The sequence below is a fragment of the Enterococcus sp. DIV1315a genome, assembly GCF_051712325.1.
GTDB classification, from domain to species: domain Bacteria; phylum Bacillota; class Bacilli; order Lactobacillales; family Enterococcaceae; genus Enterococcus; species Enterococcus faecalis.
The window spans coordinates 1,789,351-1,813,894 of sequence record NZ_JBIOOS010000001.1; the positions used below are offsets into that span (position 1 = coordinate 1,789,351).

Annotated in this window: 14 protein-coding genes and 2 pseudogenes; 3 read left to right on the forward strand and 13 right to left on the reverse strand. The window is 35.7% G+C overall.

The genetic code is table 11. The features are described 5' to 3' along the window. Positions 1-5: 5 nt before the first annotated feature. The 6 genes from IGJ03_RS08555 to IGJ03_RS08580 form a co-directional block, all read right to left on the reverse strand. Positions 6-923, reverse strand: coding sequence for a carbohydrate ABC transporter permease (locus tag IGJ03_RS08555; RefSeq protein ID WP_002383582.1), 918 nt, complete (start codon positions 921-923; stop codon positions 6-8). Continuing rightward, a complete protein-coding gene (locus IGJ03_RS08560) occupies positions 896-1,798 on the reverse strand; it encodes a carbohydrate ABC transporter permease (protein ID WP_002356840.1) in 903 nt (300 codons plus the stop codon). Before IGJ03_RS08560 ends, IGJ03_RS08555 begins: the two co-directional genes overlap by 28 nt. Positions 1,799-1,948: 150 nt before the next feature. Continuing rightward, the gene (locus IGJ03_RS08565; protein WP_002359868.1) at positions 1,949-3,226 is read right to left on the reverse strand and encodes an ABC transporter substrate-binding protein; all 1,278 of its coding nucleotides are present in this window, start codon (positions 3,224-3,226) and stop codon (positions 1,949-1,951) included. 49 nt (positions 3,227-3,275) lie between these two features. Next, positions 3,276-4,418: a glycoside hydrolase family 88 protein gene (locus IGJ03_RS08570; protein ID WP_002359867.1), complete on the reverse strand. Its 1,143-nt coding sequence runs from the start codon at positions 4,416-4,418 to the stop codon at positions 3,276-3,278. A gap of 15 nt (positions 4,419-4,433) precedes the next feature. Then, a complete protein-coding gene (locus IGJ03_RS08575; protein WP_002359866.1) occupies positions 4,434-6,233 on the reverse strand; it encodes a DUF2264 domain-containing protein in 1,800 nt (599 codons plus the stop codon). Continuing rightward, positions 6,214-6,600, reverse strand: a complete 387-nt coding sequence (locus IGJ03_RS08580; RefSeq protein ID WP_002356835.1) for a hypothetical protein — start codon at positions 6,598-6,600, stop codon at positions 6,214-6,216. Before IGJ03_RS08580 ends, IGJ03_RS08575 begins: the two co-directional genes overlap by 20 nt. A 175-nt stretch (positions 6,601-6,775) precedes the next feature. Between IGJ03_RS08580 and IGJ03_RS08585 the strand changes: the two genes are divergently transcribed. Further along, complete coding sequence (locus IGJ03_RS08585; protein ID WP_002356832.1) at positions 6,776-7,837, forward strand: LacI family DNA-binding transcriptional regulator; 1,062 nt, start codon at positions 6,776-6,778, stop codon at positions 7,835-7,837. Positions 7,838-7,877: 40 nt separating this feature from the next. Here IGJ03_RS08585 and IGJ03_RS08590 read toward each other — a convergent pair. The 4 genes and pseudogenes from IGJ03_RS08590 to lepA form a co-directional block, all read right to left on the reverse strand. Continuing rightward, positions 7,878-8,712, reverse strand: a pseudogene (locus IGJ03_RS08590) (hypothetical protein). A gap of 373 nt (positions 8,713-9,085) precedes the next feature. Next, the gene (locus tag IGJ03_RS08595) at positions 9,086-10,411 is read right to left on the reverse strand and encodes a 5-methylcytosine restriction system specificity protein McrC (protein WP_010824801.1); all 1,326 of its coding nucleotides are present in this window, start codon (positions 10,409-10,411) and stop codon (positions 9,086-9,088) included. Beyond that, positions 10,392-12,224 (reverse strand): AAA family ATPase, encoded by a 1,833-nt coding sequence (locus IGJ03_RS08600; protein ID WP_010824802.1) that lies wholly within the window; start codon positions 12,222-12,224, stop codon positions 10,392-10,394. Before IGJ03_RS08600 ends, IGJ03_RS08595 begins: the two co-directional genes overlap by 20 nt. A 354-nt stretch (positions 12,225-12,578) precedes the next feature. Beyond that, positions 12,579-14,414 (reverse strand): translation elongation factor 4, encoded by a 1,836-nt coding sequence (lepA, locus tag IGJ03_RS08605; RefSeq protein ID WP_002362155.1) that lies wholly within the window; start codon positions 14,412-14,414, stop codon positions 12,579-12,581. Between the two features lie 246 nt (positions 14,415-14,660). On the opposite strand from lepA, the gene IGJ03_RS08610 reads away from it, so the two are divergent. Beyond that, positions 14,661-15,881 (forward strand): GNAT family N-acetyltransferase, encoded by a 1,221-nt coding sequence (locus IGJ03_RS08610; RefSeq protein ID WP_002356813.1) that lies wholly within the window; start codon positions 14,661-14,663, stop codon positions 15,879-15,881. 23 nt (positions 15,882-15,904) lie between these two features. Beyond that, the gene (locus IGJ03_RS08615) at positions 15,905-16,384 is read left to right on the forward strand and encodes a nucleoside 2-deoxyribosyltransferase (protein WP_002362157.1); all 480 of its coding nucleotides are present in this window, start codon (positions 15,905-15,907) and stop codon (positions 16,382-16,384) included. 34 nt (positions 16,385-16,418) lie between these two features. Here the strand turns inward: IGJ03_RS08615 and clpB are convergent, their stop codons facing one another. The 3 genes and pseudogenes from clpB to IGJ03_RS08630 all read right to left on the reverse strand — a co-directional run bounded on the left by clpB (position 16,419) and on the right by IGJ03_RS08630 (position 24,519). After that, complete coding sequence (gene clpB / locus IGJ03_RS08620) at positions 16,419-19,025, reverse strand: ATP-dependent chaperone ClpB (RefSeq protein WP_002362158.1); 2,607 nt, start codon at positions 19,023-19,025, stop codon at positions 16,419-16,421. A gap of 271 nt (positions 19,026-19,296) precedes the next feature. Continuing rightward, positions 19,297-19,668, reverse strand: a complete 372-nt coding sequence (locus IGJ03_RS08625) for a DoxX family protein (protein WP_002362881.1) — start codon at positions 19,666-19,668, stop codon at positions 19,297-19,299. A gap of 204 nt (positions 19,669-19,872) precedes the next feature. Further along, positions 19,873-24,519 (reverse strand): annotated as a pseudogene (locus IGJ03_RS08630) (WxL domain-containing protein). Positions 24,520-24,544 lie beyond the last annotated feature (25 nt).

The window sequence follows — 24,544 nt, forward strand, 5'->3', positions numbered from 1 at the left end:
TCCTCCTAATTCTTCATTCCAGATGTAGCAATACCTTCAACAAAGTATTTTTGCATTGCTAAAAAGACAATCCCTACTGGTAAAATAGAAACCACTGATGCGGCCATGATTAAGGCATATTCAGCATCAAATAAACCGACGAACATTTTCAAACCTAACTGAATCGTTTTATTCTCAGTAGAAGATAAATAAATGAAAGGTCCCATATAGTCATTCCATGTATTCACAAAAGTAATAATCGTGAGACTGGCTAAAGCTGGTTTGGTTAATGGTAAAATAATTTTCCAATAAATTCCCCACTCACTTAACCCATCAATCCGCGCACTTTCACATAGTGAATCTGGAATACTACTGTAATATTGTTTCAGTAAAAAGACTCCAAATGCATTAAATGCTTGTAATAAAACAAGTGACCATAACGTGTCAGTCAAACCTAATTGACGCATCATAATAAATTGTGGAATCATATACGATTGCCAAGGAATAGCAATTGTTGCGATGTACGTAATAAAAAGTGTATCTCTTCCTCTAAAATTCATTTTTGAAAAGCCATATGCTGCAAAACTTGAAGTAAATAGTTGAATAATCGTAATCACAATACTTAAAAATAACGTATTTTTAAAGAAAGTTAACAATGGAATGCGTTCCCAAATAACGGAATAGTTTTCTGGATGCCAACTTTTAGGAATCCATTGAATTGGAATGGTGAAAACTTCATTGTTTGTTTTAAATGATGCTGAAACCATCCAAATGAAAGGCACCAAAGTAATTAACGCAAGTAAAGTTAAGAGAATGATTACAAGGATCCCACCAGGTGTGACTTTTTCTGCTTTTTTCGTTTTTGCTTTTCGAGTATTTTCTTTTTTTGAAAAAGTTGCTTCCATCTTTTCTCCTCCTAAACTTTCTCTTGATGTTGATTCCATTTAAATTGAGCCACAGTAATCGCTAGAACGATGATGAATAAGACCATCGCAATGGCTGATGCATAACCAAAATTAAATTTGACAAAGGCTTCATTGTAAATTTCATAAACTAACACATTCGTTGCACGTCCTGGTCCACCACCAGTCATAACTTGAACTAAGTCAAAAACTTTGAAACAGTTAATTACAAGCATGATAGTCACGAAAAAGGTCGTTGGTCGTAATGAAGGTAAGGTAACATTTAAAAATTGATTCCATTTACCCGCGCCATCCATTGACGCTGCTTCATATAATTCTCTTGGCACACTTTGTAAACCAGCTAAATACAAAATCATATAATACCCCATAAAGCGCCACACACTAACGATGATAATTGCTGGTAAAGCCCAAGTAGAACTAGATGTCCAGCCAGGAGGATTTTCAATAAATAATTTCAAAAATTGATTAATTGGTCCCATTGTTGGATGAAATAGCATATTCCAAACGACCGCAATCGCAACTAATGACGTTACATAAGGAAAGAAAAAAGCCGTTCTAAAAAATTTCATCCCTCTAATTTTACGATTCAACAAAATCGCTAGTCCTAATGAGCAAATCAATGTTAACGGAACAACACCAATCGTATAGATAAACGTTTGTTTTAACGAAATCCAAAACGTATCATCATGAATCATTTTGGTGAAATTTTTCATTCCGACAAATTCAGGGGTTGAAAAAGAATCCCAACTCATAAAAGCTAAAATCAGTGAACAGATAACCGGGATTAAAGTGAAGAGGAAAAAGCCAATAAAGTTTGGTGCGATAAAAGATAACGCAGTCCACGTATTTTTTCGTCTCAATTTATTTGCTGTTTTTGTTTTTGAAGTAATTTCCATAATTGTATTCTGTTAAGTGAACTTAACAGGCCCTCCTTCCAAACTCAAGCTACATTCTTTATTTAAAAAAATAAGCTGAAATTCATTGTAGGTTACTCATTTCAGCTTATTTTTTTCATCAATCTTTTGTGTTTTTGCTGGAAATAATAATTAGTCTATCTCTGCTTTGACACGTTTTTCCATGTTAGCAATACCATCTTTTGGTTTTTCGTCGCCGACCATAATTAAATCATGTTCTTCTTGTAATACTTTATCAATTGCGGCACCGTTTTTATCAGATGGGAATTCTAAATTAATTGTATCTGGGTTAAAGGCTTTTTGTGAGACTTCATCTGAAGGCATTCCTTTTCTTGCAAAGTAGATTTTATCAATTTCATCTGTTTTATAAGAAGGAACCACTCCTACTTCTGCTAAAAGTTTTGCACCTTCTTTACCTGAAGCAAAGTCTAAGAATTTTTGAGCAGCTTTTTGTTTTTTACTGTTTTTATTAATTGCAAAACTTGTCGGTGAGCCAAAGGTAGTTGCTTTACCTTTTTCTTGTTGTGGTATTTCGGCAATCCCCCATTCGACATTTGTTTTGCCATCATCAATGTTGGTTAATAAAGTCCCCATGTACCAGCTACCCATGTACATCATCGCCGCTTTTGAATTTTCAAATTGTGATTGATACGTTACTTTTGTTGATTTTGCTGTTCCAAAATCCATTTGTGATTGATCTTTTTGCATTCTCAATGCGCGATCATAATAAGTTTCCATATAATTGTATTTTGGTTCAATCAAATTGGCATTGTTTTGAGCAGCAGCAATCGCTTGAACGGTTGAGCGCCAAGTATGTTGATAGGCACCATATACTTGTTCTTCTGGTTTAGATAATTTTTTCGCTAACGCTTCATATTCGTCCCAAGTTAAGTTATCGGGATAGGCAATTCCGGCTTCATCAAACATTTTTTTATTGTAATACAATACCCAGAAATCTGTACGGTAAGGCTGAGCATAGGTTTTACCATCGATTTCATACATCTCGTAACTTGCTTTGGCAGGTTCGATATCTAAATCTTTAACGTGATCGGTTAAATCCACCAATTGATTGCGTAGCGCGTAATTAGAATATGAAAGTAAGTTTTTCATGGTTAAAATATCCGTCGTATCTCCTGATGAAAGCATCGTTGTTACTTTTGTGTCATAATCATCTGAAGCAATGTCCACCGGTTCAATAGTGATATCAGGATTTTCCGCTTCAAAAGCTCTGAATAATTTCTCAAATTCTGGGGTCGTGTCATAATTCCAAGTAGTTACTGTTAATTTTGTTTTGCCATCTTCACTCTTTTCAGTTGCTTTCTTTTCACTTGAACCACCACATGCTGTTAAAGTTACTGCCGCCACTGCTAACAGCGCTGCCGCTGTTAAGCCTTTTTTCCAAAATTTCATTTGTACTACCTCCGCTATTTATTATTTTTTAGGAGTTTTCCTCCATGAATTACCAAAAAGAATACCAGCTTTTCGCTAAACGAGTTAACGCTTCCAAATAAAAGTAGTCGCCCCAAATCATGCATTCATCGACTCCTGTATTTGTTTTTTTATCATAGACACCATGAAGCAATAGGCCGTTCGACTCTGGTTGTAAAACCGTTGTATACTTTTCCGCTAATGCTTGTAATAGTTCTAGCGCAACCTTTTCATAATAGCCATGTTTTTCATCATTTAATGGAAGCTGACGAGATAATTCTAGTAAGCCACATGCGGCAATTGCAGCAGATGAGCTATCACGTTCTTCTTCACTCCCTTCATTGAAAATTAAATCCCAGTAACAGATTTTGTCCTCTGGTAATTCTTGAATAAAGTAATCAGCAACATTTTTTGCTGTTTCCAGAAAACTACTATCTCCTGTATATAAATAACTTAACGTAAAGCCGTAAATTCCCCAGGCTTGGCCGCGAGCCCAACAAGAATCATCTGAGTATCCTTGCTGTGTCTTTCCGTACAAGGCTTCGCCTGTTTCCGTATCAAAATAATACGTATGGAACGTAGTGTGATTTTCTCGCACAATATATTTTTGTGTTTGTTTCGCATGATTGTAGGCAGCTTCATAATACTCTTGCTTGCCAGTCATTTTTGCTGCAAAGTATAATAATGGTAAGTTCATTAAACAATCAATAATCATTCTACCTCGTTGCTCTGGATCGTCTAAATTCCCCCAAGCTTGAATAATCTTGGCTTTTGGTGAATAACGTTTCATTAATAAGTCCGCAGCTTGCAAGGCCATTTCTTTTGAGGCCTCATGACCATTGACTTGATAATCAGCAATGGCTGTTAAAATATACAAAAAGCCTATATCATGTGTTTCCAGCTCAATTTGTTCATCCAAGCGATGTTGAAAAGAAGCCATCTGTGTGGCAATCACCTCATCGAACTCTGTTGAATTTGTTAATTCCTTTGCTAAAAATAACATTCCTGGCCAAAAGCTGGCCGTCCAGTCAATATTTTCTTCAGGATAATAAATTTGATTTAAACTTGCCGCGGGTGGAACTAATTCTTTAAATGTCTCTAAATTTCCTCGAACTTTGTTTAAAGCAAAACTGATTTGCTTCGGCAACCACTCAATCTGTCCATTTTCTGTCATTGTGTATTTCTCCCCCTAATTCCCCAAAATTACAACTTTTTCTTCAACTAAAAGCTGATTTTCTTTTAACCTAACTTTAACTGGCTCAATTTGTTCATTCGGTAGTACGCCTGTCACCAATGAAATTAAAAGATGTTTCCCTTTCGACAAGTTTGCTTTCAAATATGGCAACTCCGTTAACGGATAAAGTAAATTTGTATTCGGTTCTGTTCGAATAATCGCAGCTTCAGAAAAGCCGTTGATATTTTCTACTTTTGACACACCTTTTGCATTTTTTACCTCAGCCATTTGATCAGAAACGCAAGTGACCTTTTCATCGAAGAGCGGGATTGAGAAGCCACCTTCATAAGCCACTAATGCACGTTGTGTCTCAATTTCGTGGATCCGTAAATGCTGGCCTTCTAATGGTACAATTGTCGTTTTGATTGCTACATCGGACCAAGGATGCCATTGATGAATGATACGATCATCAAGAATTTCGTACTGATCATCTAATCCTTTCGTGCGGAAATAGTGGTCGTCTTCAGCTAAAGCCAAGCAATTATCATAAGCACCTTCGTAATACCAATAATCACTCTTTATAGTACTGAAACCAAAATGGGAAGAATAAACAAATTTACTATATTTATCATGTGCATGAGCTTGATAATTAATAAATTGTCCCGCTGGAAACATTAAACCATGTGTCCCTGCATCATTTACTTGATAGTAGTTCCGACTTTCTGGTGAAGGTAAGTGTTTTTCTGGAAAGCTAATAGGCTGTGTTTCTGCTTGCCAATAAGGATGATCTTTTGGAACCGCTAACAAAATGAATGTTTTAAAGGCCCAATAAGGTGAACCAGGACCATTATAGCCTTCGGCAAAGACCATATTTTGATAATCATAACCTACCGACAATAATCCATCTGTTGTAAAAATATCTTTGTTCATCCATTGATGAAGATGTCGGCTGATTAGACCTTTAATCTCACCCCACGGCAATGCTTCAACATCTGCAAAAACTAAAGCACTAAAAAATGACACTTGAGCAAAACGATACGTTAAGCTACGTCCAAAGGGAATCGCTTCTCCTGGCTGAGTAAACCAATATTTAAACTCTTGCGCGAACAAAGTTGCTCGTTCCTTCATAATAGCCACTCTTGCGGTATCTTCCGGGGCAAAACGACAATACAATAAACTATAATAATGAATAGCGAAAGAAACATAATAATCAACTTGTGTCTCGACTCCGTCATAATACCAACCATTACCGACATAAAAACGATCAATTACAGCCAAATCAACAGCGATCTGTTCTTTTGAATACGGCATTTCACAATGTTTCATCGCTAAATTCAGCAACACTCTAAAGAAATGCCAATTATTTGGCGGAATAATGTTTTCATTGGCTTGTATCAGCCAACTGTGTAAATTGTTTTGCTGTTCTTTTGTTAATTGGTCCCACGTTTTTTCTTTGTTTAACAAAAGAAATGTACTTAATGCTGCCATCTCAACAATCAATTGATCATAATCTTTTGTTTTTCCCCAATAAGATGAACTCTCAGGATCGGTTCCTTCGATAATTCCCGTTAGAAAGTCATTCAAATACTCACTTTCATTTTGCGTTACATAAGGACCTAGTCCCCATAATGGTCGTAAAAATGCCTCCGCATCACGTGTCCCTTTAGAATAAACCGTTCCGTGTGTCCCTAAATCCAGATGACCTTGATACTCTCGATCAAAAAACAATTCCAGTGGCGCTAATAAATCTTCAAATCCTTCTGCAACCTCTTCGTATGTTTCAAAAGGATTCTGTCTAATTCGTGGCTGAATCATGATTCTCCTCACTTTCAATTAATGTCCCTTTCAAAAAGCCGTAATATTCTCCGTAAACTGTCACTTCGTCACCAATTTTCAATTTTTTCTTTTGCTCATTAAAAACTTGATATTTACTAGAACCACTTTTCAAAATAAAACGATCACCTTTTTTTATTAAACTAGAACGACTGTCGCTCTCAACAATCTCCCCTTTCAAAGAAATATATTCATTTAAACGAACGTCACCATTTTGTAATTCTGTTTCTGAATAAGACTGTGCCGTTTCCTTTAGATTTTGAAGAGATTCTTCATCAAATTCTTTTTCACCGGATTTACAACCTGTTAAAGCAAGTAAAATTAGTAAAAAAAGTGAAAATCTTTTCACTAAACCACCTTCTCCATCGAATTAAAGCGCTTTCTTTGACTTTATAGTATATTTTTTTAGTCAAAAAATCAATAGTTTTTGCTAAAAAAAAGTAAAAAAAGCTTTTTCTTGCTTTTTTTTACTAAAAAGAAATATACTATATGCTATAATAGTACTTGAGAAGGAGGCATTTAGAATGGCAACTATCACAGATATCGCAAAAGTCGCGAATGTTTCAATTTCAACTGTATCGCGAGTTCTGAACTATGATCCAAACTTATCCGTTACAGAGGAAACCAAGCGAAAAATTTTTGAAGCAGCAGAAACCCTGAATTATACGAAATATAAAACTAAAAATAAAAACAAACAGCAGGAGCAACTGACACCTAACCTTTCCGTACAAACAGCTCCGCAAGAGCCTTCGATTGCCGTCGTTCAGTGGCGTTCAGATGACGAAGAACTAACGGATATTTACTATATGTCGATTCGTTTAGGCGCTGAAAAACGGGCCGAAGAGTTAGGTTACAATATTCTAAAAGTTTCTCAATTGGAACAACATAACCTTCAAGGGATTGATGGCATTTTGGCAATTGGTAAATTCACTCAAAAGACGTTACAAGAGTTGCAGCAACTGCATCCAAACCTTTGTGTAATTGGCAGTAATTTCCCACTGGAAGAATTTGATTCTGTAAATACTGATTTTTATCAAGCAACCGAGATTGCCTTAACCCATCTTTTGGAATTGGGCCACGAAAAAATTGCCTTTATTGGTGCCGAAGAAAGCGAAAACATGTATGGTTTCCGTCGCTATAAAACGCCGACAACCAATGCTTATCTTGACATTATGCAGCATTATCACTTGTTTAACGAAGATTATTTTATCTTAAAAGAAAATGGCATGTTGGATGTCAAAACGGGGGAACAATTGACAGAAGAAGCGTTAGAGAAATGGGGAAATGATTTACCTACTGCGATTCTTGCTTATAATGACGCCTTTGCAATCGGTGTGATACATACGTTAGCCGCACACGGTATAAAGGTTCCTGAAGAAATTAGTGTCATGGGGATCAATGATATCTCTATTTCTCAATATGTCTCACCACCGCTATCCTCTGTCCATGCCTTTACTGAAGAAATGGGCGAGACAGGCATTAATTTATTGCACAAACGAATTCAAATGCCTAGCATTCCTCGTAGAGTCCTGTTAAACACAGAATTGGTTGTCCGCCAATCAACAACTAGCCCACGCCAGAAATAAAAAATAAGGACCGCTCCTATAAAGGAACCGTCCTTATTTTTTATTTGTTTTGACCAAATAATTCAATTTGTGTTAATGCTGGAAATGGTGATGGTTCATCTGCTTGAATTAACTCTGTTAGTATCACCCACTCCGCTGCCCGTTTCGCAAAGGTAAAGCTCTGGCGTTGCTCAGTCTTAACAGTTTTAAAGACCTCATGTGTACCGTCGGAAAATTTTAAAGTCACTTGTTGCCAATAATTATCATGAGGAAAGTCCGCTCGTAATGTTAAGATCACTTTATCCAACAAGACTTCACGCCCAAATTCAATTTTTAATGCGGCATCTAACTGCTGATTAATCCCCCATGATTGATAAGGATACGGCCCATGATAAAGATTAGCAAAGGTACCGTCAATCGCATTGCAAGCAAAAAAAGTAGCATCATTTCGCGTTTCCACGTTGGCAGATGCATGAGGATACGCACCAGTAAAATGTTGTAAATCATGTGGATTTAACGCCCAATTACGATAACTCTTAATTTCTTCTTTCGTGGCAACACGCACACTTATATAAGGTTTCTTGGTTTCAAAACGATACGCTGCTCGCGCTTCGATAGCGTTTTCATTTTTTTGTGATTGGAAATGTCCATTTTTGTTCTGGAACATAAATTAAACTGCTATCAAGCGTAGCATCTAACTTCACCATTAAATAAGTATTGGGCGTATCTAAACAAACTTGAATCACATCGCCGTCTTGTAATTGACAATCCCAAGCAGCTAAACAAACAAAATCTTTCCCTGTAATAGTTAACTCTTTCAAAGAATCTGAATCATCTATCTTAGCTTTTCTAATTTCTTGTTCTTGATTTAAAATCGATAATGAAATACACGTCATATGCTTCCCTCCTAGTTTTACCTTTATTATATATTATTTTAGTAAATTAATCTATTTTTTACTAAAATAATAACTAATTAAAGCATAAATGTTTAGATTAAAAAAATAAAAAGGATTTTCTTAAAAGTCTTCTTTTGTTCAAACTGATTATCTTTAAGATTTAAAAAGTGGGACATAAGTTGAGCCGACCCCCAAAAGTTAGATTTCTAGGTCTAACTTTTTGGAGTCGGCTCAAGTCGAAATGACTAATGTCCCACTTTCAATAAAAAAAGAATAAATTTATGGTTGTTTCTGATTATCTTCATGACTTATATTACAACAAACATTTTCACTTAACCAAGCTTATTTTAGATAAGTAAAGAATTATTATATATTATTTTGTTAACTTTTCAATAAATATCTTTTCATTTTTATTGATTTTAATAACAAACTCCTTATAAGACTCCACATCATTTGGAATAGTTAGTCCACATTTGATAATTTTGATATCTTCTCGCGGAAAAACATTTTTCTCATATGTTATTCCCTGATTCATTTTTAGCTGAACATTATTTTCTTTGCTTTCATCTGGATATAAGTAAAAGCCTTTTCTTGCCTCAAATCTAAACATATACGCAAGAACTTGTAAATAATCCTTATTTCCAATATTCCCTCTTGGTTTATATTTGGCATCAGCAATTACTCTATTAGCAGAATTCTTGCTAATAAAATCTGGATAAATCAAACCAATCTTCCTGGAGTTAGACGAAAATAGTCGTTGAGCTCCCTGACCACCTTTATTCATAGGATGATAAAAATCAGGATGAATCAAGGAATTTACATACTCTTCCCATAGCCAAGCACCGTCGAAAAGGACTCCATGAACTTGGCTCATTCCAGACCCAAGTTCATGTCTCTCTTCTTGTAAAATCAAGATACACAGTCTTTGTAAAGCTCGATACTCATGATAATATGCATGAATTATTGGTTTTTTCTTGTTCTGTTGGATAATCTTTCTCTTGTCTTGTATAGTATACTTCCCGGTTGCTGCAACAACAGAACTCACCTCGTCTTTTACCTTTCTAAGTAGCATATTTCCATAAGGCTTACGTTTAATAAACTCAATTGTATGTCGGAGTAGTTCCATCACGTAGTTATCATAAGAAAATTCACGCTGTTTATATGAAATATTCCCAATAAATGGTGTATTTTTCTTAATATGTCGTGAAATATTAATTGTTCCTTTAATATGGTCATCATTGTATTCGTTACAAGTATATTTTTTGAAAGTACCTTTTCTCATTGCTTTTTTTAAATAATATGGAAATAAGTATAATAATAAATTCAGCAAACGTTTCTCTTTATTTACATTTGTGCTAAGTTTTAATACATTAGGAAAATCCAGTACTTTTTCAAGCATATATTGTATGAAGTAATCTTGCTGATTAGAATTAAAACGAGACTCAATAACTAATCTCTCATTTCCATATCCTAAAAAACCCATTACATTAGTCATAGCGTAGTAATCATTGATACTCCGTAGTACCATCTGATCCTCTGTGATGTCTGTTGCTTCTTTCAATAATTCAGGAAATATAAATACTCCTTCTTTTTCAAGTTGTTCCAATGTTTTATCAGCAATTAGATTCACAATATTCTTTACAGGTGCAAAGTCTTCTTTCAGATTCATTGTATTATCTTTAACTGTCAATATGTTCATTTTTATCACCTACCGTTGACAAGTATCCATACGCTTGCGCAAATTTTTTCAAGATACGTTCTTCATCATATATCCCACGAATATAGTCTTGAAGTAATGGTGATAAATAGTCTGTCCATAATTGATCAAAGCTTATTTTTTTGATTTTCAAGAAATATGATGCTCCAATGTAATAATTTTCATTTAGTTCAGCTACTTCAGAAATTGCAGTATTCAGTGATTCCATCCGCTTAATGGATTCTTTCTTAAGTTCTTCACCTAAACTTTCCAACATTTCTAATCTATCTTCTGCTCTAATTTCAATAAAACGAAAGCGACGACGCATAGCAAAATCAAAGGTATCAACCGAGCGATCGATATCATTCATAGTTCCTATAATATATACATTATCAGGAATTGAAAATTTTTCATCCGGATTCTCATGTAGATTTGCATATTGGGTCGCAACTTCTCCCACACTTCCTCTATAACCAGGATCGATCGCAAAGAAAAGCTCACCAAAGATTTTAGAGACCTCTCCTCGATTAATTTCATCAATGATAAAGATAAAAGGTTTTAGTTCCTCGTGTTCGACAACTACTTTTTTTGCTTTAAAATTTCTTGCCTTTAAATCCCTAAATATTGCCAAATCGTAAGAGTACCCCTGCGTTCCATTCTGTTTATTGAAAAAAGCAGTAACATCTCTAACCTTATTAAAATTTTTCCCTGATTCAAGCATTTCAAGTAATTCATTTTTATTGAGTTTTAGGGACTTAACTGTTGGATTATCTGGAATAGAAATCTGAATATGCGTTTCATTAACATTCATGATATAAAATTTAGTCCCACGAGTGGTATTTAATTCCTCTATACCAAATTCAATATCTGACAGATAATCATTCAGAAGTTCCAAAGCTGATGCTTGTTTTGCAATTAACTCTATATTTTTCTTTGAGTTATTAAAGTTTTTTTGCGCTTTTTTTATAAACTTAGTAAAAATTCCATCTTCCAACTGAAAATTCATTGAACCATCTTCGTTTGGTTTAGGACGTAATCCTTCAACAAAATCAGAATAATCATAACTTGGATGGAATTGAACAAATTCAATTTGCTTTTTTTGCTCATCGTTCAATAACGTATAATCACAAAAATAACCATTACTTATAATATCTGTAGCAATTTCTTTAGCAAGATATGATTTACCTGTCCCTGGTGCACCACGAAAAATCACATTTTTTGATTCAATTAGAGCATTTGAATATGAGCTATGATAATCTTTAGATTTTTGCTTTACTTCAATAGATTCTATCTGTTGTTCATTTTCTATTTGTTCTTTTTCTTGATATATGAGCACAAATTTATCATCCTTCTTACCAAAACGTTTTAAACATTCCTGAACGAATAAAATAGTAGAAAAAATATTCCAAGAATAAAAAACAAACTTTTTTTCTTCAGAAACATTATAAATCAAATATTCAATGGAATTTCGATGTTGCTTAAATACATCAACACTCGGAAAAATACCACGAATTATTTCAGAATCCCATTTATACTGGCAAATCGGAAAACTTTCTTTTTCATCTGTAGATAGCCTTGTTAACTGACTTTCAAACACCTGACAAGCAATTCGAGGTAACGTTTGATTGGAGCTATTTCGCTCCTTTTTCTCACGTTTACGGATAATTTTTTTGCCATTCGCTTTTTGAAAATATACATCCAATGGTTTATAATTATCACCTATATATAAATTATTCATTGTAAATCTTTCATCAGTAGATATTACATTTTCTGAACTAATAACTAATTCAAACTTTTTTTGTTTCTGATTAATCATGAAATTTAATCTCCTCAAATAATTTTTTCACACAATAACAGACAAACGTAATGACTCTCTTTTACTTTCTTCTCTTACTTTACAAAATACATTATATCATGAAATATACGTTTAAATATGAACTATAATGTAAGTCAAATATTCCTATAAAACCTCACACAAAATCTTTTTTTAATACTAAACTAAATAGGAGGATAAACTTTATAAGTTTATCCTCCTACTTTAGTATTTTTTTAATAGGTCTATAATCCTTCCAAGATAATAATTTTTTTGCTCAATCCACAAATAATCACACTATGCTAAAAAATATCATCTTAGACAATAGTTACATTTCAATCAATACACATATTATTCTTATTTTTTCTGATCATCTTCATCCATTTTCAGAACTGCCATAAAGGCTTCTTGAGGAACTTCCACGGACCCAATTTGTTTCATCCGTTTCTTCCCTTCTTTTTGTTTCTCTAACAATTTACGTTTACGAGAAACATCGCCACCATAGCATTTAGCCAGTACGTTTTTGCGTAAGGCTTTAATATCTGAACGAGCCACAATTTTTTGACCAATCGCCGCTTGAACTGGGACTTCAAACTGTTGACGTGGAATTAGTTTTTTCAATTTCTCAACAATCGCTTTCCCACGCTCAAATGCGAAATCTCGGTGAACAATAAAGCTTAACGCATCCACTTTTTCAGCATTTAATAGAATATCCATTTTCACTAGACGGCTGGTGCGATAGCCAGCCATTTCGTAATCTAAGGATGCATAGCCTTTTGTACTTGATTTCAATTTATCGAAAAAGTCAAACACGATTTCAGATAACGGAATTTCATAAACTACGTTTACACGATAATCGTCTAAGTAATCCATTGTAATGAATTCGCCACGTTTACGTTGTGATAATTCCATTACTGCTCCTACATAATCGTTTGGCACCATGATTTGCGCTTTAACATAAGGTTCTTCCACAGATTCAATCGTTACTGGTTCTGGAAATTCAGCTGGGTTATCAACAACAACGGTTGTTCCGTCAGTTTTATTAACGTGATAGATTACAGACGGTGCTGTTGTAATTAACTCTAAATTAAATTCTCGTTCCAAACGTTCCTGAACAACATCCATGTGCAGCAAACCTAAGAAACCACAACGGAAACCAAACCCTAAAGCTTGCGATGTTTCTGGTTCAAATTGTAACGCCGCATCATTTAATTGTAATTTTTCTAATGCTTCCCGTAAATCATTGTAGCGCGACGTATCAATTGGATATAAGCCACAATAAACCATTGGATTCATTTTGCGGTAGCCTGGTAGTGCTTCTGCTGCTGGATTGTCAGCCAAAGTCACTGTATCCCCAACCCGTGTATCTTGAACCGTTTTAATGCTAGCGGTGATATAGCCCACATCACCAACCATTAAATAATCACGAGCAATTGGTTTCGGTGAAAAAACGCCGACTTCTGTTACATCAAACGTTTTACCGTTACTCATCATTTGGATTTTATCTCCAGGACGAACGACACCGTCAATTACACGAATGTTTAAAACAACTCCTCGATAGCTATCGTAAATAGAGTCAAAAATCAAAGCCTTTAAAGGAGCCTCAATATCGCCTGATGGAGCTGGTACATACTCCACCACTTGTTCTAAAATATCTTCAATCCCAATTCCTGCTTTTGCACTTGCTAAAACAGCTTCCGATGCATCAATTCCAATTACGTCTTCAATCTCTGTCCGAACACGCTCTGGATCAGCGGCGGGTAAATCAATTTTATTAATAACAGGTAAAATTTCTAAGTCATTATCCAATGCCAAATAGACATTTGCTAGCGTTTGCGCTTCAATTCCTTGCGCCGCATCAACAACTAGAACAGCCCCTTCACAAGCTGCCAAGCTACGAGAAACTTCATAGGTGAAATCGACGTGTCCTGGTGTGTCAATCAAATGGAAAGTATAGGTTTCACCATCTTTGGCTGTATAGTTTAATTCAATTGCGTTTAATTTGATGGTAATGCCGCGTTCTCTCTCTAAATCCATTGAATCAAGTAATTGATCTTGCATTTCTCGACTGCTAACTGTATTTGTTTTTTCCAAAATCCGGTCGGCTAAAGTTGACTTCCCATGGTCAATGTGGGCAATAATCGAGAAATTACGAATTTTCTCTTGTCTTGCTTTCATTTCTTTATTGTTCATTTTTTGCCTCATTTCTTTTAAGAAAAGCTAGCTCCCTGCTAGCTTCATTAATCAATTGTTATATTTTAGTTGCCTTTTTTATCAAATTATCATGTTTAAAGGTCTAGGATAATCAGCACTTTTCATTATACCAATTTTTGAAGAAGATTTAAAGCACTTCCCTTTTATTCTTTTGGTTTCGAAAGGCTAACAGAGTTTCGAAAAATTTGGTATACTAAAAACAGTAAATTTATTGGAGATGGAAAAATGGATGAACAAGAATTTCGAAAGCAACTGACCTTAAAGCCTGTTGAGGAAGAACACATTGATCAATTTAATGAACTTCTTTCCTATGTTTTTCAAGTGACTGAAGCAGATATTGAAGAAAGTGGTTTTGAAAACAAACGCGCATTTATCAAATCAAAACAACCGATTTTAGAACTTTCAAAAGTATTTGGCTGGTTTCACGAAAATCAATTAATTTCACAAATTGCTATCTATCCATGCGAAGTCAATATCCATGGCGCTTTGTATAAAATGGGCGGCGTTACTGGTGTCGGTACCTATCCTGAATATGCCAACCACGGTTTAATGAAAGACTTGATTCAAACAGCATTAGAAGAAATGCGCCAAGATAAACAGTGGATTTCTTATCTTTTCCCTTACAACATCCCTTATTACCGACGTAAAGGTTGGGAAATTATGTCCGACAAGTTATCTTTTAAAATTCGGGATACGCAATTACCAAAAACCGTTCCTGTTCCAGGAATGATTGAACGGTTAGCTGTCGATCACCCAGATGTCTTTGATGTCTATGCGCGATTCGCTCGTCAAAATCACGGCGCGCTCATTCGTAGTGCCTTCAACTGGGAAGAATATTGGCGTTTCGAAAACGAGGAAGAACGGACTGCTGCTGTCTATTATGGTGCCAATCAAGAACCTTTAGGAGTACTTTTCTATTGGGTGGCCGATGAGGTATTTCATATTAAGGAAATGTTTTACTTGAACCAAGAAGCCCGAAATGGCTTGTGGAATTTTATTACTGCGCATTTTTCGATGGTTTATTGGGTCAAGGGCGATATCTATAAAAACGAACCACTAGCCTTTCTTTTAGAAGACAGCCAAATTAAAGAAAGCATTGAGCCCTATTATATGGCTCGAATTGTTGATGTCAAAGCCTTTTTAGAAAACTTTCCTTTTGAAAGTACGGCTAAGCCCTTCCATTTTGTCGTTAAAGATCCTGTTGCTGAGTGGAATAATGGTATTTTTGGCTTAATTTGGGATGAAAATGATCAAGTAACCATTACGGATGAACCTCTAGGCACCGCCGTTCACTTAGATATTCAAACACTAACTTGTTTAGTCATGAATTACCGACGCCCTTCGTACTTACATCGAATTGAGCGCATTGATACAGATAAAGAAACTTTAAATTCTTTGGAACGGATTTTTCCTGACCAAGAAGCTTATTTCAGTGATTATTTCTAAACCCTTGGATTGGAGACAGACAAATGACAAAAATTTATTTTGCAGGACCTTTATTTTCGCAAGCTGACTTACGTTATAATGCCTATTTAGTCGAACAAATTCGACAATTGGATAAAACAATCGATCTTTATTTACCACAAGAAAATGCGGCGATTAACGACAAATCTGCTTATGCCGATAGTAAAATGATTGCCTTAGCAGATACAGAAAACGTCCTTGCTAGCGACTTATTGGTTGCTTTATTAGACGGTCCAACCATTGATGCGGGCGTAGCTTCCGAAATTGGTGTTGCTTATGCCAAAGGAATTCCGGTGGTTGCCCTTTACACAGACAGCCGCCAACAAGGTGCTGATAATCACCAAAAGCTTGATGCTTTGAACGAAGTCGCTGAAAATCAATTCCATTATTTAAACCTTTACACAGTTGGTTTGATTAAATTGAATGGTCGGGTTGTTTCTTCAGAAGAGGATTTGTTGGAAGAAATTAAGCAACGATTGTCATAATAAAAAAGAACGAGCGAATTCGCTCGTTCTTTTTTTATACTTCTTCTATTGGTTCATTTTCAAAAACTAATTGATTGTCTAATAGACTAATCGTGACTTTTGTTTTTGGCATTACTCGACCAGAAACAATTTCTTTTGCTAATGGTGTTTCGACTTCACGAGTAATGAAACGTTTTAACGGACGAGCTCCATAAGCTGGCTCATACCCATTTTCAGCAATCCATGTTTTAGCTTCATCAGTGATTTCCAACACAATTTCTTGTTGCTCTAAACGATGAGCAAGTTGCGCGGTCATTTTACCAATGATTCCTTTCACATTATCCAAGCTTAATGGTGTAAATAAAATAGTATCATCAATTCTGTTTAAGAACTCTGGTTTAAAGTGTCCTTTTAGAATATTCATGACTTGATTTTCAACTTCTTCTGGAATTGTTCCTTCAGGTGTCACACCTTCCAATAAAAGCTGAGAGCCGATGTTGCTTGTCATAATTAAAACCGTATTTTTAAAATCAACGACCCGACCTTTAGAATCTGTCAAACGACCATCATCTAAAACTTGTAATAAGATATTAAAGACATCTGGGTGCGCTTTTTCAATTTCGTCTAATAAGACAATTGTATAAGGGTTTCGACGAACAGCTTCTGTTAACTGGCCACCTTCTTCATAACCAATATAGCCTGGAGGGGCACCAACCAAACGAGACACGGCATGTTTTTCCATGTATTCACTCATGTCAATCCGTACCATATGATCTTCAGAATCAAACAAATCTTCAGCTAAAGCTTTAGCAAGTTCTGTTTTACCAACACCAGTTGGTCCTAGGAAAAGGAACGAACCAAGTGGGCGATTTGGATCTTGTAAGCCTGCTCTTGAACGAATCACCGCATCACTAACAGCATCGACGGCTTCATCTTGACCAATCACACGTTTGTGTAATGTTTCATTCAGTTTCATTAATTTTTCTCGTTCGCCTTCAACTAATTTTGTCACAGGAATGCCGGTTAAACGACCGACCACTTGCGCAATTTCGTTTTCAGTAACCGATTCTTGTACCATTTTGACGTTATCTTTAGCGTTCTTTTCTTCCAATTCTTTCAATTCATGTTCTAATTGCGGAATTGTTCCATGACGCAAAACAGCAGCTCGTTCTAAATCATAATTATTTTCAGCATCTTCTAATTCGTGTTTTGCTTTATCAATCTCTGCACGTTTGTTGGAAACCGCATTAACTTCTTCTTTTTCCGTTTCCCATTGCATTTTCATTGAGTTGGCTTCTTCACGCAAATCTGCTAATTCTTCTTGCAAGTTGGCTAACCGTTTTTTACTTGCATCATCTGATTCTTTTTTCAAGGCCGCTTCTTCAATTTCTAGTTGCATTAACCGACGTGTTACTTGATCGAGCTCTGTTGGCATCGAATTCATTTCCACTCGAATCGTTGCGCTTGCTTCATCGACTAAGTCAATCGCTTTATCTGGTAAGAAACGATCAGTAATATAGCGATCGGATAAAGTAGCGGCAGCAACTAAAGCATTGTCATGAATATTCACGCCGTGGTGAATTTCAAATCGTTCTTTTAAGCCACGCAAAATAGAAATTGTATCTTCTACTGTTGGTTCTTTGACTAATACTTTTTGGAAACGACGTTCTAAGGCTTTATCTTTTTCCATATATTGGCGATATTCATCAAGCGTTGTGGCACCGATTAAATGCAATTCACCACGTGCTAGCATCGGTTTTAATAAATTCCCAGCGTCCATACTGCCTTCAGTTTTACCAGCTCCGACGATATTATGAATTTCATCAATGAATAAAATGATTTTGCCATCACTTTTTTTCACTTCTTTTAAAACAGCTTTTAACCGTTCTTCAAATTCGCCACGGAATTTTGCTCCCGCAATTAAGGCACCCATATCTAAAGAAAAAATGGTTTTATCTTTTAAGTTTTCGGGAACATCTTTACGAACGATTCGTTGTGCTAATCCTTCAACAATCGCTGTTTTACCAACACCTGGTTCACCAATTAAGACTGGATTATTTTTAGTTTTTCTTGATAAAATCCGAATAACGTCACGAATTTCTTCGTCACGACCAATGATTGGATCTTGTTTTCCTGCTTTTACTTGTTGTACTAAGTCAACACCGTATTTTTCTAGTGCTTTATATTGTTCTTCCTGGTTTTGAGAAGTCACACGATCTCCTCCTCTCATCTCTTCAATATTTTTTCTTAACTCTTTTTCCGTAATGCCTTGTTGCATTAAATATTTTGTTAAACGATAATTTTTCAATTTCATTAAAGCTAAAAGTACAATTTCGGTTGATAAAAATTCATCTTGGAATTCTTCTCGAAGTGAATCAGCTTCTTGCAATAAATGGAACAAATTTTGACTTAAATTTTGACCATATTGCACATTACCGCCCGCCACACTTGGATATTCATCTAACGCGTTATCTACTTCTCGTTCAAATGCGTCAACATCTAAACCAGCATCTGTGTAAAAATTACGTCCAAAATGGTTTGGTTGAAGAAAAATTTTCCATAAATGTGCGATATCAATTTCTTGATGTTGCCGTGTCACCGCAACTTTTTGAGCTTCAGCAATCGCCTCTTGAAGCGTGGTTGTCATTTTTTCAATATTCATAAACGATCCCTCCCGTTTATTATTTTGTCTTTTTTATTTTAACATTCTTTACAATTATTATTATCCGACTTTTGATGGATTTCTTCAAAAGTTAAGGTATTCGTAAACCTTATAAATTTATTATACCCCATTGGTCAGTAAAGGTCAATAAATAAATTGACCTTTTTTGACCTTTTTTGATAAAAAAAACCTAAAACAACTAAATATCACTGTTTTAGGGCTTTTTTCGCAATCACAACTAGTTTGACCAACTCTTTATTGCTTTGATTTATTAAAAATAAAGTTTTAACGTAAGATACTTTTTATCGGCATAGCTAACCAAAATAGCCAAACTGGTTATCGCTAAAAATAATTCGTACTCATAACCACTAAAACCACTTGCCAAACCAAAAGAAAAAATAGCTCCGACTAAAACTGCTATGAATCCTACTGATACCAAAGGAATTAAAAAGCCAATAATCATAAATAATCCACCAATTAATTCAATTGCTGCTACACCATAAACAAAAAGACTTGGCAAACCAATACTACCAAAAAACGCTAAAGTATCTTCCAATGACGTTACTTTCATCACTCCATGAATTAGCATCGTCACCCCTAGCCAAATTCTAATCACTTGAATGCCTCGCTGTTGTTTATCCATACTTCTCCTCCTTTGTTTGCATTAAATAGTTAATGTAACTATTTAAGTTACATTATAAAGGATAAATCGAAAAAAGTATAGAAAAAAACAAACGTATTTAACAATACGTTTGTTTTTTAATGTTACTGTAAAACTTATATTTTTTCTTCGGAAACATTTTTTCTTAATACAATTAACTTTCCTTTCAAGTGAAACATACTAAGATTAGACTACATCGTCCAATGACCAGGTTACTGTAGATTGATATACTTTTGATATTTCTCCTACATTTGCAGGCACAGTTAATTTTATCTCTTCAAAAGGAAAATATAGTTGCCAAGTTCCACTTCCTTGCGTTCCAGTTGCTGTTATTATTGATTGGGCTGTTGCACCCGATCGAAAAGCTTGAGAACCTAACGTCGGTCCATTGGTAAAACTATTAGTTACTGATTCCACAGCTGTATTAGCATATTGAACTTTTTGAAGTTGAGTGTTCGCAAAGTTCAAGGTAATCCCTTCTCCTTATGGTAAAGATGTACCAGTACTATCTTTAAATTCAGATAAACTAACGTTTAATTTCCAACCTGTGCTGATTGGTCGATTATCTTCTAGACGTAACTTAAAACCAGCTTGTTGTAATTCGGGACTTCCTACATAGTTTGCTGAATTTAATCCGTAATTTTTTGCCATTGGCGAAATAGTTTGTTTGCCAAAATCAAACGTACTTGGTGTCCCCATCAATACGGGTCGTTGCCCACTCCATTTCGCATATAACGTTACAGTCCCATTGTTAGTAGCAGTTAATGTCGAAATTATTTGTTTATCCGTATATACAACTGCACTTGTCCGTGTCTTCGACCACCCAAGGAACGTATTACTCTCTTTTGTAAAGGTGTTGGCTGGTAATGGTTTGCCTGTTCCATAAATAAAGCTAGCGTTAGGCATGGTACCCGTTCCCCCATTCGCATCAAACTTTACGGTATACGCATTCCCCTTCCAAACAGCATAATAGGTCTTAGCTGAGGCATAATTAACAAGAGGGTTTGTTGTAATATTTGGGGTTGCGGCGTTGGCTGTTGCAGCCCAACCTTGGAAAGTGTAACCCGTCCTTGTTGGCTTCGCAACAGTACTTAAATTAATCACTGTACCAAAAGTATATGCTTTAGCTGCTGTACCACCCGAGCCCCCATTGGCATTAAAAGTCACATTCACTGAGATAGGTTTCCAAATAGCTTTCAGTGTTATTTTTGTAGTAGTTGAAGTAGACGTAAAGCTGATCGTTGCACCAGGTTGATATTTTTTGGTTGCCGTTGCAACATCTTGCCATTCTACAAAAGTATAACCACTAAGCGTTGGTTTTGTTGTTGGAATGACAATTTTTCCTGCATCATTCACATCTAACTGAATCGTTTGCGGAGAAGGTAGACCTTTCACACCACTTCCTGGCACGATAACGTTTGGTAAATTTTGTTCATATGCTACTTGAGCAAACTCCGTACTAAAGGTAATTTTGTTACTGACTGCCGTTAAAGTTGCTCCCGCTTTGGCTTCTTTGGCAGAATATTGAAATTGGTTAATCGCTTTTTGATTTTCCGCTTCCGGCACTAAAAAGTTCATAATCGCATCTAATGTCTCACCTGGTTTGATTGTAGTGGCTCCAAAATCGACATAGATTGCTGTGATTAAAGCAGAGTTAGCGGGTTTGGTTGTTGTGAAACCTAAACTAGTTAATTTAGTGGCATTCCATGCTTGTAAATCATTGTTAGTATAACTAGGTAATTGTGAGACAGGCTTAGTTGTATAGTAAATTTTGGCTGTTCCACTATTATTGGTCAAATTTGTAAAACCGATACTTCCTGTTGAACCACGACCATCACTAGCAGAAGGTAATATGTTATATAATCGAACGCTTGTGAAATTGGTATTTCCTGAATTTTTAATCACTGTTTGCATTTGCGGTGTTCCTTTACTTTCCACCGCAAAAATATTACTACTAGACCAAGATTGCGTTGCTGATCCACGAGCGTTTGTTGCGCTATCCAGTTTTGAAGCGTCAACAACGGAGAAGCCGGTGTTACTAGTAGCAGATGAATTCATTACGTAGCTATTTTCATTCGTGTTGTCTAAACCAATTTTCTTAGCCTCTGTAGCATCTAACTGAGTAGGTACACGATTAAAGAAATCCGTTGTCTTAGGGCTGCTATAAGCGACATAAGGAATCTGATAGCTTCCGGAAGCGGTTGAACTATCCACGACAAATTCTAAAGGAATCCTGAATATACTACTCTCTCTTGCTACTTTAGATTTATAAGCCGTGCTGGATGTCTTAAAACGATAATAATTGTAAGTTGTATCATTTATAGGTAACGTTTCAACAGTCACCGAAGCTGGATAGGTAACTTGATTACTCTCATCAATAAAATCTTTTTTCGTAGTAGCTTTTAATCGTAACTGTTTGGGCACTTTAATTGTAATAATTGGATTCTCCCAATCCCCTGAAGAAGTGTTTGTATAGTAGCTATTATTTTTCCCAATTATTTCATAGTTAATCGTGTCCCCAGGCAGTTTATTTTGACTATTGGCACTGGTCAAATTGGCAGAAACATTTAGCGACACGCCTTTATTATAATACGCTTTTTTATCGCTTAATTTAAACTCTGTGGGAGTACCAGTTGCATCTTGGTACTGCATGGTGGCTCCAAAGGTAATTGGATTCGACTTCTTAGAAAGCGCGGTTCCATCTGGCCACTTTCCATTAGGCCAACTTTTGATCTGATATCTGAATCCCATCCCATTACCTGGAGGTAGTGAATTGGCGGTTTTGCCATCGGTTCCCATGGGAATAATATTAATGGTGGCAATATACTCATTGGTTGCTAAAGTCGGCAAAGCGGGACTAAAGCTACTAGCCTTAGCTGGCGTACTACTCCAAACAGAACGACTCGTTCCAGTTACAGCATTTTTTATCTGAAACCAAGGTCGGTAATAGGCTGGTGCGTTCACTCCATCAGTAAAACAAAAAATATAGAAATTAGCAAAGTTTCCTTTAGCTGAACCTGCAGTTAATTCTTGTAATTTGTATGTTAGCCCTTCAATTGCTTTAGCTCCAGTATTCTTAATAGTACTAGATCGATTAAATGAAGAATAGCCAAAAGCGTAAAAATATCCAGCTGTCGCTAAATTGTCTAAGTTATTAACTGTGTCAGTCGAACCTACAATAGTTGAATGGATACCATCTCCTGACAATTGAAAATCTGGTCTAGAACGCTTTATATAACTTTTCGTAGTTGTGAGAGTATTTATTTTCCCATTCATAAATTTTACCTTCATTCCAAAATTTATGGAAAAAGCACTACCTTCTGCATAAGTTTTATTCAAAGTAACCCTTGTATCAAGATAGACTAAATCAACAAGCGTTGCTGGGTTTTCTAAAACATTTGGTGAGAGAGTTACTAATTTCTGATAGTACCGAGTAAAACCTACTGGCACACTAGGATCTTGTGCATTTGTGACCCCTGTTTTTAATAATCGATTGGCTAAAGTTCCCTTTAATGTAGCTCCTGTTGGAATTTCAACATACACTTGATGATCATAACTAGGATCTAAATTCGCTCTAGCTAAATAATAAAACCGATAAGAATGTGCCAAAACAATATCACCATCAAAATAATTGTTGTTACTAGGAACTGCGTAACTAGAACTGATATATGCAGCAAGAGAACCCACATCAGCTTTTACGGTTTTATTCGCCGCTGAGCTTGCGATTTGTGTACCTGTATTATCAAATACCTTCGCTTGGAGATTATTCCACACGATTTGTCCAGATGGAATTTTGGCATTATAGACGTTATTAAATTTAAAACGTAAATTAATCGTCTCTAATGTTGTCTTGGTTTGTTTCAAACGAATAATCAACTTTTTATTGGTCGTGTCATTTACATACGACGCCACAATTGAATTAGCGCTAGGCGTACTAGGTGTTACCAACGAAAAAATGGGTGCTGTATTATCAAAGTTTTTAAAAACGGGGTCGCTTTTACTTGGATAAAAGCCATAAGGAAGCTCAATCGAAGTACCAATGAGTCCCGCTTGACTGATGGAAACTGGCATAGAAATCGTTAAGTAATCTGGTGCTGTTCCTGTCGTAGAGTCGGTATACGTGCGATAAGTGGCAGGAGCAGTCAAACCGACCGTAATCCCATTCGCTTTGGCGTCAATGTTTTTAGACTTATCGTCGGGGTTGCTTTTTTTATTTTCCTTCGTTTGCTTCTGCTCACTATGCTCCTGTGGCTTTTGAGGCTCTGGTATTGGTTCTTTAGCAACCGTCACTTCTAAATTATTAGCCAATTCTTTTTGATTTTTGTCTTTGACTGACAAGCTGAAAGTTCCTGCTTTTGTTGTCGTTAACAGCAAGTAGCTCTCCCCCAACTGAGCTAAGTCTCTTAAAACCAAGCTGTGTTGTTCTTGATTATAGGAACTATGCTCCTTCAATTGTTGATTTTTTTGGGGATTATATTGAATTTCCTGAGGTAATTGTATTTCCGCCCAGGTTACATTGCTAGTTATTTTTAGATAAAAATCCGATCCGGCAGCTACTTGCCGTTCTGATTCTTGTTGTGACCAAGTAAAAGAAACAGTTTCTACTTTTTTCGTTGCTTCAGTAGCTTGTGTTTTTTCAGATGAAGAATCTGTTGTTTCTGTCGTTTTTTTTGGTGGCTCTGATAGCTTAGGTAATGACTCTTCAACAATTTGTTGCATTTCACTCGTTACTGTTGTCGACTTAGATCCCTCAGCTAAGCCATTAATTGGTAAAATCATCGTGCCTAACAATATAACTATGACACAAATAAGAGAAATCATTTTCTTATTCATAACCAACACCTTCTTTTCCTTTTTA

Bases quoted from the DNA above. Each gene is read 5' to 3' on its own strand.
- IGJ03_RS08555 (WP_002383582.1), bottom strand. From the start codon at position 923: ATGGAATCAACATCAAGAGAAAGTTTAGGAGGAGAAAAGATGGAAGCA.
- IGJ03_RS08560 (WP_002356840.1), bottom strand. From the start codon at position 1,798: ATGGAAATTACTTCAAAAACAAAAACAGCAAATAAATTGAGACGAAAA.
- IGJ03_RS08565 (WP_002359868.1), bottom strand. From the start codon at position 3,226: ATGAAATTTTGGAAAAAAGGCTTAACAGCGGCAGCGCTGTTAGCAGTG.
- IGJ03_RS08570 (WP_002359867.1), bottom strand. From the start codon at position 4,418: ATGACAGAAAATGGACAGATTGAGTGGTTGCCGAAGCAAATCAGTTTT.
- IGJ03_RS08575 (WP_002359866.1), bottom strand. From the start codon at position 6,233: ATGATTCAGCCACGAATTAGACAGAATCCTTTTGAAACATACGAAGAG.
- IGJ03_RS08585 (WP_002356832.1), top strand. From the start codon at position 6,776: ATGGCAACTATCACAGATATCGCAAAAGTCGCGAATGTTTCAATTTCA.
- IGJ03_RS08595 (WP_010824801.1), bottom strand. From the start codon at position 10,411: ATGAACATATTGACAGTTAAAGATAATACAATGAATCTGAAAGAAGAC.
- IGJ03_RS08600 (WP_010824802.1), bottom strand. From the start codon at position 12,224: ATGATTAATCAGAAACAAAAAAAGTTTGAATTAGTTATTAGTTCAGAA.
- lepA (WP_002362155.1), bottom strand. From the start codon at position 14,414: ATGAACAATAAAGAAATGAAAGCAAGACAAGAGAAAATTCGTAATTTC.
- IGJ03_RS08610 (WP_002356813.1), top strand. From the start codon at position 14,661: ATGGATGAACAAGAATTTCGAAAGCAACTGACCTTAAAGCCTGTTGAG.
- IGJ03_RS08615 (WP_002362157.1), top strand. From the start codon at position 15,905: ATGACAAAAATTTATTTTGCAGGACCTTTATTTTCGCAAGCTGACTTA.
- clpB (WP_002362158.1), bottom strand. From the start codon at position 19,025: ATGAATATTGAAAAAATGACAACCACGCTTCAAGAGGCGATTGCTGAA.
- IGJ03_RS08625 (WP_002362881.1), bottom strand. From the start codon at position 19,668: ATGGATAAACAACAGCGAGGCATTCAAGTGATTAGAATTTGGCTAGGG.